Here is a 15,607-nt window from a genome sequence, read left to right as displayed (position 1 = left end):
CGCACGTTTGCTGGATTTGCTCTAGGGGTGCATCTTTGCGCCCTTGGTGATCTTGTCGGCGATCTTCTTGTCGGCGTGAAGCGCAATGCCGACAACCCTGGCATCGTCTGGACCGAACCGCGAAAACACCTCGCGGTTTGCTGCGTCATGGCCGGTCGCAAACATTTCTTCGACATAGAGCGACGTCTTCACGTCGCGCTCCAGTGCGCGGCGATGAATGGTGCTCATGGTCTTTTCGTCGGCGGATAGCACGATCACCGGCTGGATGCTCAAGGGATTGTAGACGTTGCCATCCGCATCGCGGTAGACTTCGCCGATGATGCCCGGCTTATCGGCAATGATGCCGCTGGTCAGGAACGCTGTAACGTTCAGCTTTTGCCAAACGGCCAGGTCCTCACGTAGCACGATTGCAAATTTGGTATCGAACATGAATGCCAACTCCACTTTAGGAAACAGGACGCTTGAAGCGTCCGGGGGTCCCATAGCCCAAGCCGGAGGCGGCGATCTTGAACGTTTGTGCACACCGGCAGCATCAGACAGCATCAAGGTCGCGCCCGCCTCGGGTGGCATCGAGCGGATCGAGGCGCATTTTCACGGCAATGCCTTCGAACCGCATCGTCACGATACGTATGCGCTAGGCCTGACGCTGCAGGGCGTCCAGGCCTTCCACTATCGTGGAATAGTCCATTACAGCCAGCCCGGTAACATCATCGTGCTGCATCCGGACGAGGTCCATGATGGCGGTGCGGGGACGGACGAAGGCCTGCGCTACCGGATGATGTATCTGCCGCCGGAAATGCTGATCGACACACTTGGAGAAAGGCCGCGCGGCCTGCCCTTCGTTCCCTCGCCCGTTATTGCCGACCGGGCCTTTGCCGCAAACCTTGCGGACGTGATGCGGGATCTCGACGAAGATATCGGCGAATTGCAGATCGACGGTGTGCTGGCCGGGATCGCCGACGCCCTGATGCGGCATGCGGACGCTCCGGGTACGGTGTCCGGCCGGAAATACGACCACGCCGCCATCCGCCGCGCCTGCGACTATCTGCAATCGCGGTCAGACCGGCAGATAAGCTCTGGCGAACTTGAAAACGTCAGCGGCCTCGACCGCTTTACCCTTGCCCGGCAATTCCGCATGAGCCTCGGCACCAGTCCGCATCGCTATCTGGTCATGCGCAGGCTGGAAAAGGCGCGCGCGATGATCGGCAGCGGCAGGAGCCTCGTCGATATCGCGCTCGAAACCGGCTTTTCCGATCAGGCGCATTTCACCCGGCATTTCAAACGAACGCACGGGATGACGCCGGGCCGATGGGCCAACCTGTGTGGCCGGGCCTGAGCAGTCACAGACCGTTACACGAAATACCTTGACCCACAGCCATCGAGGGAAACAATGCCGTTGAACCACCGAGGTGGGCGGAGCTGATTCATGAGAGAAATATCCGCAACGGAAAATTGGCTGCTGATCACGCTCGGCATGGCGCTGAGCGGCGTGATTTATGGCCTGATCGCCTTTCCGGGCGAACCGATCATCATCGGTGCGGTCTTCGCGGTTTTCATGGGCGTCCCGATGATTGCCTTCGAACGGCGAGTTCTTCTCCGTCCGCTCTACAGGCGGATCGAGCGGCTTCCCACATTCGCCTATATCGTCGTGGCATTGGTGATCTACGAGATCCTGATGAGTGTTGGCTATGCGGCGGCCGCGCTTCTGATGTGGTCGCTGAAATTTATCGAGCCGGAATCGCTGACAGATATCCTCATCATGCCGTTTCATGTTTTCCTCTACGCACTTGCCGTTTGCGCCCTGATTGTCTTCATCCTGCGCGTGCGTGACCTGCTCGGCCGTGACGTCTTCACCAGCATGCTGATCAGCCGATACCGGCGTCCGGTGAGGGAGGAGCGCGTTTTCCTGTTCATCGACCTCGCCGATTCGACGACTTTTGCCGAAAGGCATGGCGACCTGCGTGCGCAGGAATATCTGAAGGCCCTTTTTGCCACATTCGCCGAACCGGTTCGGCGCCATAAGGGCGCGATCGATGACTATGTCGGCGATGCGGCGATCGTCACGTGGCCGCTGGAACGCGGCGTCAAATTTGCACGCTGCGTCCGTTGTGTCTTCGATATTCTCGACGAGATCGAAAAGAATGCGGCGACGTGGCGCAAGAACTTCGGTCAGGTTCCCCGGCTGCGGGCCGCCCTTCACGGCGGTTTCATCATCACCGCCGAAATCGGCGTAGACCATCACAAGATCGCCTTTTTCGGCGATACGGTGAACACCACCGCACGGTTGGAAGCCCTATGCAAATCTCTGGGCAAACAGGTGCTGATCTCCACCGAACTTGTGCAACGCATCAAACTGCCGAAAACGGTCGAAATCGAGGACCTGGGCACCCACGCCGTCAAGGGCCGCGGCCAGACGCTTGGCGTCATGGCGTTGAAACAGCAGGAAAAAGTCGAAATGGCGCCGGCGTTCGACCTGCGTATCCCCGCCGAATAGACGGCTTGCCTCGTTACCGTCACCAAAGCTTCATCCAGGCGTCAATTCGCCGACATCAATGCCCTGCTACTGCATAAATTCCTTAAATCGGAATCGATTTAAGGGAAAATTATGCAGCAGATTTAAAGCGCTACGGCGCCGCGCGGCATGAATGACGCGCGCGCCGTAGGCGGAACGTCTCGTTTCAACCGCTCAATGGGGACATGATGAAAAACGCTCTTTTCGCTTCCGTGGCATTCAGCCTTCTGATGACATCCGCAGCTCTTGCCGAAGACACGGTCTTCCCGGCCAAGCTTGCCGCCCATGCCATCCTGCCGGCCCACACGATCATCGCGGCGCCTGCTGACGCGGCCGATTRCCTGAAGACCTCCGGCAAGTTCACGACCCCGGACCGCAAGCGCACGGAAGCTCTAGGCACCGTTCCCGGCAAGGATGGCGTGCGCCTCACCGGCCTGTCGCTGCCCTTCGACGGCCAGCCGATGCAGGGCTTTTCCGGCATCAAGACAATGGCCGACGGCACCTTCTGGAGCATGTCGGACAACGGCTTCGGCTCGAAGCTGAACTCGTCCGACACGATGCTGATGCTGCACAACATCAAGATCGACTGGGATGGCGGCAAGGTCGAGGCGTTGAAGACGCTGTTCCTTTCCGATCCCGACAAGAAGGCGCCCTTCCCGATCGTCATGGAAGGTGCGGCCAAGCGTTACCTGACGGGCGCTGATTTCGACGTCGAATCCATCCAGCCGGTTGCCGACGGTTTCTGGGTCGGAGAGGAATTCGGCCCCTATATCCTGAAGTTCGACCTTGACGGCAAGCTGACCGACGTCATCGCCACCACCGTCAACGGCAAGCCGGTGATGTCGCCCGACAACCCGACGCTCACTGTTCAGGCTGATCCCTCCAAGCCGGTGCCGGCGCTCAACATCAAGCGGTCCGGCGGCTACGAAGGTCTTGCCCTGTCGAAGGACGGCACCAAGCTTTATGGCCTGCTCGAAGGCCCGCTCTGGACCGACGCCGAAACCGTCGAACAGGCCGAAGGCCGCCCGGCCCTGCGCATCATCGAACTCGACGTCGCATCGAAGGCCTGGACCGGCCGCAGCTGGCTCTATCCGCTCGCTGAAGGCGGCGAAGCGATCGGCGATTTCAACATGCTGGACGACAAGACCGCTCTGGTGATCGAGCGCGACAATGGTGCAGGCACCATCGACAAGGCCTGCGCCAACCCGAAGGAACCCAAGCCGGATTGCTTTGCCGTCGGCTCCAAGGTCAAGCGCGTCTACAAGATCGAGTTGACCGACGACAATGCCGGCAAGGCTGTGCGCAAGATCGGCTATATCGATCTCCTGAAGATCGCCGATCCGGACAACAAGAAGCGCCAGGGCGGCGGCGAAGGCTTTTACGACATGCCGTTCGTCACGATCGAGAACGTCGATCGCGTCGATGACACCCACATCATCGTCGGCAACGACAACAACCTGCCGTTTTCAGCCGGCCGGTCGCTCGACAAGGCCGACGACAACGAATTCGTCCTGCTCGAAGTTGGCGAATTCCTGAACGCCAAGTAAGTCACTGTAAAAATAWGTCACTGCAAACGACGAAGACCCCGCAACCGGGTTGCGGGGTCTTCGCTGCATTTTTGAACCGATGCTGGCGTGACCAGGCGCCCTAGCCGTCGCCGGGTCATCTACTGATTACTCGAACCGAAACCCAATCCGCTTGCCCGTCAGCTTGGCAAGCTGCTGCAATCGGCCGTCGAGCCGTTCGCCGGCGAATTCCGAATAGGCGGATGGAACGACGAATTCGAGATCCAGATCGGGCGAGTTCGATGGCCGGATATCGAGATTGCGCACGACGCCGGGCATCGAGGCCGACAAGAGATAGACGACCCTGAGAAGGCCGCCCAGAAGCTTTGCCAGTTCCAAGAGGCGCGGCGTTGCAATGGCAGCGAGCGGCTCGGTGGCGCCGTCGTCGTTCAGGCCCTCGAAACGGTAATAGTTGGCAAGGGCGATATAGGCGCGGCCGGCATGGGTGATGCCGGAGAAGGTGCTATGGGCGATGATGTTGAGCGCCTGCAGGCCCCGATAATCCGGATGGGCGCGCCAACTGATATCGGCGAGCAGACAGGCAGCCTGACGGTAGCGCCCCTCTTCCTCGGTTTCGGTGATGCCGAAATGCGGCACCATCTTGCCGCTCCAGTCGGCAAGCTCGCGGGCATGTTCGGGCGAGCGGGCGCGCAGGATGGCGATTTCACGCGCCGCGGCGAGCAGCGGATCCTGAGCGCGCACAGTGTCAGACAGCAGCGAATAGAGATAGCCTTCGCGAACGCCGAGCGCTGAAAACGAAATCACTGCCGGCTTCATCTGGGCAATGATTTCCTGCACGGCAACGGCCCCGAACGGCAGGAGCGCACGGCGGCTTTTCGAAATGTGGGCATAAGCCGGCGACTTGACATCCTTGGGCTCGATCACCTCCGGCAGGAAGGCCATGGCTTCCTCGAAGGTGATTTCATAGCCCTGCATCATGTGCAGCGGATAGTTGCGCAGTTCCATATGCAGCTTGGCGATCGAGCGCCAGGTACCGCCGACGGCGTAGAAGGTACGGCCGCTGACGTTCTGCAGGACCTGTGCGCCCTTGATGTAGCGGCGCACATGGCTGCGGGCCTTGACGATCGATCCCTCGGCATGTTCCGACAGCCGGATACCGCCAAGCGGTAGGGTGATGCCCCGGCCGATCTTGCTGCCGGCGACATCGACAAGCTCCAGCGAGCCGCCGCCAAGGTCGCCGACGACGCCATCGGGATCATGGTAGCCGCTGATGATGCCGAGCGCGGAGAAATAGGCCTCCTCCTCGCCGGTCAGCACGCGAACTTTCTGATCGAGGATGATTTCGGCCCGGCGGATGAAATCGGGGCCGTTGGAAGCGTCGCGGGCAGCCGCTGTCGCCAGCACGAAAACCGTGGAGGCGCGCGCCTGCGTTGACAGCGCCCGGAACCGGTGCAGCGCTTTGAGCGCCCGCTCGACGCTCTCGGCGTCCATCCGGCCGGTCGCATCGATGCCCTTGCCGAGGCCGCACATGACTTTTTCATTGAACAGAACGGCCGGAGACCGGCTCAGCCCCTCATAGATCACCAGTCGAATCGAGTTCGATCCAATATCCACGACGGAGACCGGGGCAATTCCAGGCAAACGCCCCTGGGCTTCAGACTCTACCATGCAATTCCAGTTTATCTTCTACGGCCGCTATCCCAGCCGGCAATTACCTTCGGCGTGCTGGATTTCAAGGCCTCTCCCCGGCCCGACAGGCTAGGATTGGTCATGAAGTAGACCTGCGCATTGAACGGCTCGGAATCCTTGGCGACTTCCATACGCCGCGACGTTCCGTCAGGAAGGATCTCGTAGCTCTGCTGGTTATCGATGAGATTACCCAGCATGATCTGCGACAGAACCTGTTCATGCACAGTCCGGTTGATGAGAGGCACAAGGGTCTCCACCCGCCGGTCCAGATTACGCGGCATCATGTCCGCCGATCCGATATAGACGAGCGCATGCTCGGAGGGAAGCCCATAGCCGTTGCCGAAGCAGAAGATGCGGGAATGCTCGAGGAAACGCCCGACAATCGATTTGACACGAATATTGTCGGATAGTCCCCGGACCTGCGGCCGCAGGCAGCAGATGCCGCGCACCACCAGATCGATCTCGACGCCGGCGCGGCTGGCGCGGTAGAGCGCATCGATGATCTCCGGGTCGACCAGCGAATTCATCTTCATCCAGATCGATGCCGGGCGGCCAGCCTCTGCATGGGCGATCTCTTCGCCGATATGCTGCAGGATGCGCGGCCGCAGCGTGTGCGGCGAAATCGCCAGCTTCATGCCGGCCTCGGGCTCGCCGTAACCGGTGATGAAATTGAAGATATTGGCCATGTCATGAGCAATCTTCGGATTGCAGGTGAAGAAGGACAGGTCGGTATAGATCTTCGCCGTGACCGGGTGATAGTTGCCGGTGCCAAGGTGACAGTAGGTCCGGAGCTTGCCTTCCTCGCGGCGCACCACCATCGACATTTTCGCATGCGTCTTCAATTCGATGAAGCCGAACACGACCTGCACGCCGGCGCGCTCCAGATCGCGCGCCCAGCGGATGTTGGCCTCCTCGTCGAAGCGGGCCTTCAGTTCAACCAGCGCCGTTACCGACTTGCCAGCCTCGGCGGCGTCGATCAGCGCACGCACGATCGGGCTGTCGTTCGAGGTGCGGTAAAGCGTCTGCTTTATCGCCAGAACGTCAGGATCGCGCGCAGCCTGGAGCAGAAACTGGACCACCACGTCGAAGCTCTCATAGGGGTGGTGGACGACCATGTCCTTTTCGCGGATGGCGGCAAGGCAGTCTCCGGCGTGTTCGCGGACACGTTCGGGAAATCGCGCATTGTACGGCTCGAAACGCAGATCCTCCCGCGGCGCCTTGGTGATTTCGGAGAGCGTGTTGAGGGCCAGAAGACCCGGCAGAACGGCGACGCGGTTTTCCGGCACGCCGAGTTCGCCGACGACGAACTGGCGCAGTTCCAGCGGCATTTCCGAATCGATCTCGATGCGGATCACCGAACCGCGCCGGCGCCGTTTCAGGGCCGTCTCGTAGAACCGGACAAGATCTTCGGCTTCTTCCTCGACCTCGATATCGCTGTCTCGAATGATGCGGAACGTGCCGGAACCCTTGACCTCATAGCCCGGGAACAGCCGCTCGATGAACAGGCTGACGGCATCCTCCAACGTGATGTAACGGATCACCGATTTTGCATCGGGCAGCCGAATGAACCGGTCGAGCGCCACCGGCAGGCGCAACAGCGCCGTCATCGGCTCGCGCCCGCGCGTGCTCACCAGTTGCAGGCCCATGGTGAAACCAAGGTTGGGGATGAACGGGAACGGATGAGCGGGATCGATCGACAGCGGCGTCAAGACCGGAAAGATCGACTGCTCGAATTCGTTGGCGAGCCAGCCGCGGTCCTGCACGGAGAGCGAGATCGGCCGGACGATCAGAATGTCTTCCTTGGCGAGATATTGCTGCAGGACGGCGAGAGAGGCCTGCTGCTCCATCTGCAGATTGTCGATTTCCTTGAGGATGTCTTCCAGCTGTTCGGCCGGCGTCTTGCCGTCCGGGCTGCGAACAACGACTCCCTGGCGGACCTGGCCCTCGAGGCCGGCGACGCGCACCATGAAGAATTCGTCGAGATTGGCGGCCGAGATCGACAGGAAACGCACGCGTTCCAATAGGGGATGCGCGGTGTTGAGGGTTTCTTCAAGGACACGGCGGTTGAACTGCAGCCACGAAAATTCGCGGTTGATGAAGCGCTCCGGGCTGGTCATCAGGTCGATGTCGTCGGCGACCGGCGCGTTTGCGATCGTTGCAGATGTCACAGTATCCATTATCCCCGGTCCGCCTTTTGCTTTTCTCGAAGCTGCTAGCGCAGTTTGACGACCTAACTATGACAGTCAATCGATTTCGCGTGTCTTTCCAAGGGTGTTGAGCACTTCCAGCGCCAACGCCCTGTTGATGCGGGTCCCCCGTGCAAGCGCCAGGTGATCCAGCCGCTCGACGATCGTCTGGGCGGATTCGAGCGAACGCTCCATACGGGCAACGATATAGCCGATCAGCCGGTCATCGACGGCAAGCTGGCGGTCGGCCAGAAGCTTGACCAGAACCTGCGCCAGCAATTCGTCATCCGGCTCGCCGATCTCGACCACTGTCGCCGCCTTTAGGCGCGAGCGCAGATCCGCCAGTTCGACCGGCCAGGACATCGGCCAGAGCCGGCTGGTGATCAACAGGCTGGTGCCGTTTTCGCGGACGCTGTTGATGACATGGAACAACGACCTGTCGTCGAAGCCGCGCCGGTCGGCGTCCTCGAACAGCACCGGATTTGCCGCCGCGATCCCGGCCGCATTGCTATCCACCGTCGGGTGAATGGAAACGGCTTGACTATTTTCCCGCCAGATCGCCGCAAGGTGCGATTTTCCCGATCCCACCGGTCCTGCCAGGATCACCACGGGCGACGGCCAGCGCGGCCAGCTGTCGATAATGGAGACGGCTGCCTTCAAGCGCTCGGACACGAGCAGGTCGTCACGACCCGTCTGCGGTTCGTGCTCGAAAACGAGCGGCAACTGTTCGAACTTGCGGACCATTACGCTGTTACTCTGGAAGCTTGTACTCGGGGCTCTTGTATTCCGGCTCGACCATCGGCCTGTGGCGGTGGCCGTGGTAGAGCGTGCTATCAAGGTACCGGCCGATGCCGAAGCGGACAAGCACGCCGATGGCAGCAGCGCACGGCACCGCCACCAGCAGCCCGACGAACCCGAACAGCGCGCCGAAGGCCAGAAGCGCAAACATCAGCCAGACGGGATGCAGGCCGACGCTCTTGCCGACAAGCCGCGGCTGGAGGATATTGCCCTCCATGAACTGCCCGGCGAAGAAGATCGCCGCGACGATGCCGATATGCAGGTAATCCGGCCAGAACTGCACAAGCGCCACGCCGACGGCAAGCACCAGGCCGACCATCGAGCCGACATAGGGAATGAAGCTGATCATGCCGGCAAACAGGCCGATCAGCAGGCCGAAATTCAGGCCGGCCAGGGTCAGGGAAATACCGTAGAACAGGCCGAGAATGATGCAGAGCGAGCCCTGCCCGCGCACGAAGCCAGCAATCGTCGTGTTCATGTCGCGGGAAATCTGGCGGACGGTCGCAACATGGTCGCGCGGAATCCAGCTGTCGACCCTATCGACCATCCGGTCCCAGTCCAACAGCAGATAGAAGGCGACCACCGGCGTGACCACGAACAGCGAGATGATATCGAGCAGCGCCATGCCCGAATTCCACAATTGCTGGAACAGCGTGCCGAGGAAACCGGCACTTTGCTCAAGCAGCTTGGCGGAATTCTGCTTGATCGTGTCCATCTGCCCGGAAATCCAGTCGGGCAGCCAGGCGGCATCCGGGCTGGTCAGAAACGCCTGCAGCATGGAAACATAACCCGGCATCTTCTGGATGAATTCGGACGCCTGGGTAAACACGATCGGGATGATGAGGACCAGCGACAGCGCAAAGACGACGATGAAGGCGACCAGAATGACGACCGTTGCCATCAACCGGCTAAGACCAATTCTTTCCAGACGGTCAGCGACAGGATCTAGGAAATAAGCGAGCGCCATGCCGGCGATGAACGGCAGCAGAATGGTAGAGAACACCATCAGGAAGGCAATGAATGCGGCAAGGAAAAGCAGCCAGAAGACGATCTGGCGCTGCAGCCCGCTGCCGCTCAATTTGTTGACCATGCCGCTGTTCCGATGCCCTGTCCGGTGTCTTGCCGCTGGCGCTGCCCAGCGCTGCTTTCGTTACTGGAGATAGGATGTGGCAGCGACCATGGTCAAGCCTGTGGCGTAAAAGGGCCGACAATGGCTGGCAAAACATCAAAAAAGCGGGAGTATCGTGGGCAATATGCTTGCACTTGCGCCACCACCATGCCAATCGCAATCCAAATATGACGAGCCGGCGGAGATCAAGCCATGAGCGAGCCAGGAAAGAACGGTCTGACCTACAGCGATGCGGGTGTGGATATCGACGCCGGAAACCTTTTGGTGGAGAAGATCAAGCCGCATGTGCGCTCGACACGGCGCCCGGGCGCTGACGGCGAGATCGGCGGGTTCGGCGGCCTTTTCGACCTGAAGGCGGCCGGTTTCAAGGATCCGGTCCTGGTTGCCGCCAATGACGGCGTCGGCACCAAGCTGAAGATCGCCATCGACGCCAACAAGCACGACACGGTCGGTATCGATCTCGTCGCCATGTGCGTCAACGACCTGGTCGTGCAGGGCGCCGAGCCGCTGTTCTTCCTCGACTACTTCGCCACCGGCAAGCTCGACCCCGACCAGGGTGCATCGATCGTTGGCGGCATTGCGGCCGGCTGCCGCGAGGCGGGCTGCGCGCTGATCGGCGGCGAGACCGCCGAAATGCCGGGCATGTATTCCGGCGGCGACTACGATCTCGCAGGCTTTGCCGTCGGTGCCGCCGAACGCGGCCAGCTGCTGCCGGCCGGTGATATCGCCGAAGGCGACGTCATCCTTGGCCTCGCCTCCTCCGGTGTGCATTCCAACGGCTACTCGCTGGTCCGCAAGATCGTTTCGCTTTCCGGTCTCGCCTGGGACGCTCCGGCACCGTTCGGTGAAGGCACCGGTTCTGAAACATTGGCCGACGTTCTGATGACGCCGACGCGCATTTATGTGAAGCCGCTTTTGAAGGCGATCCGCGAAACCGGAAAGCTGAAGGCGCTCGCCCACATCACCGGCGGCGGTTTTCCGGAAAACATTCCTCGGGTCCTGCCAAAGCATCTGGCGGCAGAAATCGATCTTTCCGCCATCAAGGCGCCAGCCGTCTTCTCGTGGCTTGCCAAGACCGGCGGCGTCGCGGCGAACGAGATGCTACGCACATTCAACTGCGGCGTCGGCATGATCGTGGTCGTCGCCGCTGAAGATGCCGAACAGGTCACCTCGGTGCTGACGGCCGAAGGCGAGACCGTCTTTGCGCTCGGCCGCATGGTTGCCCGCGAAGAAGGCGCTGCCGGCACGGTCTACAAGGGCACGCTTGCTCTATGAACGATACGGTGAAAGCGGCCCGCAAACGGGTCGTGGTGTTCATTTCCGGCGGCGGCTCCAACATGCTGGCGCTGGCAAAGGCCGCCAGCGAACAGGACTATCCCGCCGAAATTGTCGCCGTCATCTCCGACAAGGCGGATGCGGGCGGACTGGCAAAAGCGGCGGCCCTCGGGATTGCCACGTTTTCCTTCGTGCGCAAGGACTATGACAGCAAGGACGCGCACGAGGCGGCGATCCTTTCGGCGCTCGAAAACCTGTCGCCCGACATCATCTGCCTGGCCGGGTATATGCGGCTGCTCACCGCCACCTTCATCAATGCCTATGAAGGCCGGATCATCAACATCCACCCGTCCCTGCTGCCCCACTTCCCGGGCCTGCACACCCACCAGCGGGCAATCGACGCCGGCATGACGAAAGCCGGCTGCACCGTGCATTTCGTCACCGAAGGCATGGACGAAGGGCCGGTCATCCTGCAGACCAAAGTCCCGGTGTTGCCGAACGACACGGCGGAAACGCTAGCTGCACGGGTGCTGGTCGAAGAGCACAAATCCTATCCGGCAGCACTGCGGCTCGTGGCCGAGGGCAAGGTGCGGATGGATGGTGGGCGGACCTTGCACTATCAAGGCGACCTCACGGAAGACCTATCGTAAATCCGGTCATCACCTTGACCCTTTTTACGGTCATTTTTATCCCGTTGAAACCAAAGTCGGTCAACGTAGAAGCCAAAGTTGCGCCCTTGCTGTGGCGCGCAGCACTGCGCTGGTTACCCTGGACCGCAAGCTTGATGCAGCAGCGCGTGTGGCAGGGTTGAAAACGTTTGGTTAGCCGAGCCTCTCCCGATTCAGCATCGCCCACTGCAAAAGCATGATGGTCTTGCCGTCGCAGATTTCGCCCGTGCCGATCATCGCCATCGCCTCGGTGAGCGGGACCTCCAGAACCTCGATATCCTCATCCTCGTGCAGGGCGCCGCCGCCATCTTCGGCGCGGACCGTTACGTCGATGATCGCGGCGAAGAAATGGACTGTCTCCGTCACCGCGCCGGGTGACATGAAGGCGTGAAAGAGCGGCCGGACGTCCGTCACCAGATAACCGGTTTCCTCCATCACCTCGCGCTTGATCGCCTCGGCCGGATGGTCGCCATCGAGCAGTCCGGCCGGAGTTTCGAGAAGCCAGCCGGAATGGCCGTTCAGATGTGCGGGCATGCGGAACTGGCGCACCAGGATGACGCTGTCGCGGCCGGGATCGTAGAGCAGGATGGTGGCGCCGTTGCCGCGATCATAGACCTCGCGCTTCAGCGTCTTGGTGATCCCGTTCGAGCCGGTATAGTTGAAGGTGACGTTGCGCAGATGGTACCAGTTTTTCGAAAGCGTCTCGTCCTTGAGGATGTCGACTTCCGCATTTGCAAATTTCGTCATTGATCGTTCAACCCTTGCGCAGCCATACGTGATTGTCGTGGAAGGCAGCACCGCCATAGGGGGCTGCAGCGTCGGCGCCGGTCAGCACATTGATGCCCTCGCCGTCCAGATGCGCGTCGTTCGGCCAGAGGCCTTCGGCGATGACCACGCCACGCCGCGTGCCGCCGCCGATTTTCGCATGCAGGCGGATCTCGCCGCGCTTATTGCCGATCCGCACGATATCGCCATCGGCAATTCCCAGAGCGATCGCATCGTCCGCCTGGATCATCACTTCCGGCCGAACCTCCTTCTGCAGGGAAGATGGCGTCTCAGTGAAGGTCGAGTTCAGGAACGACCGCGCCGGTGAGGTCGCCAGCCGGAATGGATGGGTCTCGTCGGCCACTTCGATCAGATCGACATGATCGGGAAACTGCGGCAATTGACCATGGGGTCCGAAAACGCCCAGCGCCTTCGGTGGCCGGTTCGGCGCCGGCGTGCCGGTCCAGTCGGCCTTGAAGCGGAATTTGCCATCGGCATGGCCGAAGCCGTTGATGAAATGCGCCGTGTCGAAATCCGGCTGGACATCCAGCCATTTCTCGCGTTTCAGCCCTTCGTAGCCGATGCCGTAATTCACCAGGATATGGTCGATATGCTCGCGCTCGCTCAAGCCGAAGCCGGGCCGGTCTGAAACGCCGAGGCGCTTGGCCAGCTCCTCGATAACGAACAGATTGGTGCGCACGGTCGAAGGCGGTTCGACGACCTTGGGACCGAGCAGGATGTGCTGGTGGCCGCCGCCGCGATAAAGATCGTCATGTTCGAGGAACATGGTGGCGGGCAGCACGATGTCGGCGAGCTTGGCCGTATCGGTCATGAATTGTTCGTGCACGGCGACGAACAGATCGTCGCGCAGAAAACCCTGCTTCACCAGCCGCTGCTCCGGCGCGACATTGACCGGATTGGTATTCTGGATGAGCAGCGCCGTCACAGGGCCGCGATGGCGCAGCGCCTCGGCATCGCCGGTCAGCACCCGGCCGATCTGCGATTGATCCAGCATGCGGATATCCGGATCCAGCATCACTGAGCCAACCAGTTCGCGCTTGTCGAACTTGAAGATATCGTTGTTGGAATGGAATGCCCCGCCGCCCTCATGCTTCCAAGAGCCGAGCACGGTCGGCACCGAGGCTGCCGCATGGATTGCGACCGCACCGTTGCGCTGGCGGGTAAACCCGTAGCCGAGACGGAAGTAGGTTTTCGGGGTGGTGCCGACGAGTTTGCCGAACGCTTCGATCTCGTCGACCGGCAACCCGGTAATGACTGACGCCCATTGCGGCGTGCGCGTCTTCAGGTGCTGTTCGAGACCAGCCGGATCATCGGCATACTGGGCCAGATAGGCGCGGTCCGCATAACCGTCGCGAAAGGCGATGTGCATGACGGCGCAGGCAAGTGCCGCGTCGGTGCCCGGCTTCAGCACCAGGCCCATATCGGCCTGCTTGATGGTTGGATTGTCGTAGATGTCGATGACGACGATCTTGGCGCCGCGCTCCTTGCGAGCCTTTACCGCATGGGTCATCACGTTGACCTGGGTGGAAACCGCGTTCGTCCCCCAGATGACCACACAGTCGGATTTGGCCATCTCGCGCGGATCGGGACCGCGCAGCGAGCCGGTCGCCATGCTCATTCCGGTCCAGGCAAGGTTGGTGCAGATCGAGCCGAAGAATCCGGAATATTTCTTGGCATGCCGCAGGCGATCGATCGAATCGCGCTGCACCTGCCCCATCGTACCGGCATAAAAATAGGGCCAGACGGCCTCGGAGCCATGGCTCTGCTCGGCCCTGACGAAGGCCGACGCGATCTCGTCCAGCGCGTCCTCCCAGGAAAGCTCCTGCCAGTTGCCCTCGCCCTTCGCACCCTTGCGGCGCTGCGGCACCATCAACCGGCCGGGATGGTAGATGCGCTCGGAATAGCGGGCGACCTTGGCGCAAATGACGCCCGCCGTATAGCTATTGGCGCCCGAGCCGCGCACCCGGCCGATCCGGCCCTCGGGCGTCACATCGACCTCCAGCGCACAGGCTGAAGGACAATYGTGCGGACAGACAGTGTGGCCGACGGACTTTTCTGGTTTTATGGGGGTCGCAACGTTCATGGCTTTTCTATATGGCATCGCGAAAGGGTCTCAAAGTCCCAACCGCCATCCATTCAAACATTTCATCCGGACGATAAGGGACGCGAATGAATTACCGTCACATCTACCACGCCGGAAATTTCGCCGATGTCCTCAAGCACGCGGTGCTTGCCCGGCTGATCGTCTACATGGCGCAGAAGGACAAGGCGTTTCGCGTGCTCGATACGCATGCGGGCATCGGGCTCTATGACCTCTCCAGCGAAGAGGCGCAGAAGACCGGCGAATGGGTTGACGGTATCGGCCGCATTCTCGATACGGACATTCCGGCCAAGGCAAAGGCGATCCTTCAGCCCTATCTCACCGCCGTTCGCGATCTCAATCCGGATGGCGGCCTGACGCTCTATCCCGGATCTCCGAAGCTGACGCGCATGCTGATGCGGCCGCAGGACCGGCTGTCGGCGATGGAACTGCATCCCGACGACTACGAGACGCTGCACCGCCTGTTCGACGGCGATTTCCAGAGCCGCATCACCGAGCTCGACGGCTGGCTGGCGCTCGGCGCCCATCTGCCGCCGAAGGAAAAGCGTGGCGTCGTGCTGGTCGATCCGCCGTTCGAGATCGCGGGCGAATACGAACGTCTGGCCGATGGCCTCGCCAGGGCCTGGCGGCGTTTTTCCGGCGGGACGTTTTGCCTGTGGTACCCGCTCAAGCAGGGCGCGCCGATCGCCGAGTTCCATACCGCACTAAAGGCACTGGAAATCCCGAAAATGCTCTGCGCCGAACTCTCGGTCCGCAGCGACCGGGATACAACCGGCCTGTCGGGTTCCGGCCTGATCATCGTCAATCCGCCTTTCACGCTGAAGGACGAACTGGATATCCTCCTGCCCTTCCTCAAGGACCGGCTGAAGCAGGACCGCTACGCCTCCGCCCGCGCCTTCTGGCTGCGCGGCGAGGAAGTGCTCGAACGTGATTGAAC

General features: G+C 61.1%; 13 protein-coding genes. 6 read left to right on the top strand and 7 right to left on the bottom strand.

Annotated elements, in window-relative coordinates; all coding sequences use genetic code 11:
* Window positions 1-21: 21 nt before the first annotated feature.
* Entirely contained in the window at window positions 22-429 is a 408-nt protein-coding gene (locus AC1D17_RS18575; RefSeq protein WP_477566818.1) for a DUF2000 family protein, read from the bottom strand.
* Between AC1D17_RS18575 and AC1D17_RS18570 the strand changes: the two genes are divergently transcribed.
* The 3 genes from AC1D17_RS18570 to AC1D17_RS18560 all read left to right on the top strand — a co-directional run bounded on the left by AC1D17_RS18570 (window position 428) and on the right by AC1D17_RS18560 (window position 4,059).
* Window positions 428-1,336 carry an AraC family transcriptional regulator gene (locus tag AC1D17_RS18570; protein WP_477566817.1) on the top strand — a complete coding sequence of 303 codons (909 nt, stop codon included), beginning with the start codon at window positions 428-430 and terminating at the stop codon, window positions 1,334-1,336. The two genes, AC1D17_RS18575 and AC1D17_RS18570, sit on opposite strands and share 2 nt — an antisense overlap.
* Before the next feature lie 90 nt (window positions 1,337-1,426).
* Window positions 1,427-2,494, top strand: a complete 1,068-nt coding sequence (locus AC1D17_RS18565; protein ID WP_477566816.1) for an adenylate/guanylate cyclase domain-containing protein — start codon at window positions 1,427-1,429, stop codon at window positions 2,492-2,494.
* A gap of 206 nt (window positions 2,495-2,700) precedes the next feature.
* Window positions 2,701-4,059, top strand: a complete 1,359-nt coding sequence (locus AC1D17_RS18560; protein ID WP_477566815.1) for an esterase-like activity of phytase family protein — start codon at window positions 2,701-2,703, stop codon at window positions 4,057-4,059.
* A gap of 126 nt (window positions 4,060-4,185) precedes the next feature.
* Here the strand turns inward: AC1D17_RS18560 and ppx are convergent, their stop codons facing one another.
* From ppx to AC1D17_RS18540, 4 genes are all read right to left on the bottom strand, one after another.
* Window positions 4,186-5,706, bottom strand: coding sequence for an exopolyphosphatase (gene ppx, locus AC1D17_RS18555; protein ID WP_477566814.1), 1,521 nt, complete (start codon window positions 5,704-5,706; stop codon window positions 4,186-4,188).
* Window positions 5,707-5,717: 11 nt separating this feature from the next.
* Window positions 5,718-7,904 (bottom strand): RNA degradosome polyphosphate kinase, encoded by a 2,187-nt coding sequence (locus tag AC1D17_RS18550; protein WP_477566813.1) that lies wholly within the window; start codon window positions 7,902-7,904, stop codon window positions 5,718-5,720.
* 66 nt (window positions 7,905-7,970) lie between these two features.
* Window positions 7,971-8,657, bottom strand: a complete 687-nt coding sequence (hdaA, locus tag AC1D17_RS18545; RefSeq protein WP_477566812.1) for a DnaA regulatory inactivator HdaA — start codon at window positions 8,655-8,657, stop codon at window positions 7,971-7,973.
* A 7-nt stretch (window positions 8,658-8,664) separates the two neighbouring features.
* A complete protein-coding gene (locus AC1D17_RS18540; protein WP_477566811.1) occupies window positions 8,665-9,801 on the bottom strand; it encodes an AI-2E family transporter in 1,137 nt (378 codons plus the stop codon).
* A gap of 231 nt (window positions 9,802-10,032) precedes the next feature.
* On the opposite strand from AC1D17_RS18540, the gene purM reads away from it, so the two are divergent.
* A complete protein-coding gene (purM, locus tag AC1D17_RS18535; RefSeq protein ID WP_477566810.1) occupies window positions 10,033-11,115 on the top strand; it encodes a phosphoribosylformylglycinamidine cyclo-ligase in 1,083 nt (360 codons plus the stop codon).
* Between the two features lie 8 nt (window positions 11,116-11,123).
* Entirely contained in the window at window positions 11,124-11,765 is a 642-nt protein-coding gene (gene purN / locus AC1D17_RS18530; RefSeq protein ID WP_477566832.1) for a phosphoribosylglycinamide formyltransferase, read from the top strand.
* Between the two features lie 171 nt (window positions 11,766-11,936).
* Here the strand turns inward: purN and AC1D17_RS18525 are convergent, their stop codons facing one another.
* Both AC1D17_RS18525 and AC1D17_RS18520 read right to left on the bottom strand, forming a co-directional pair.
* Window positions 11,937-12,530 (bottom strand): NUDIX domain-containing protein, encoded by a 594-nt coding sequence (locus AC1D17_RS18525; RefSeq protein ID WP_477566809.1) that lies wholly within the window; start codon window positions 12,528-12,530, stop codon window positions 11,937-11,939.
* Window positions 12,531-12,537: 7 nt separating this feature from the next.
* The gene (locus AC1D17_RS18520; protein WP_477566808.1) at window positions 12,538-14,670 is read right to left on the bottom strand and encodes a molybdopterin-containing oxidoreductase family protein; all 2,133 of its coding nucleotides are present in this window, start codon (window positions 14,668-14,670) and stop codon (window positions 12,538-12,540) included.
* Between the two features lie 68 nt (window positions 14,671-14,738).
* Between AC1D17_RS18520 and AC1D17_RS18515 the strand changes: the two genes are divergently transcribed.
* Entirely contained in the window at window positions 14,739-15,605 is an 867-nt protein-coding gene (locus tag AC1D17_RS18515) for a 23S rRNA (adenine(2030)-N(6))-methyltransferase RlmJ (RefSeq protein WP_477566807.1), read from the top strand.
* Window positions 15,606-15,607: the final 2 nt, after the last annotated feature.

The sequence above is a fragment of the Pararhizobium sp. P1_E7 genome (genome assembly GCF_056405855.1).
The sequence above is the reverse complement of the archived record's forward strand: the minus strand, read 5'-3'. Positions and strand labels throughout refer to the sequence as shown.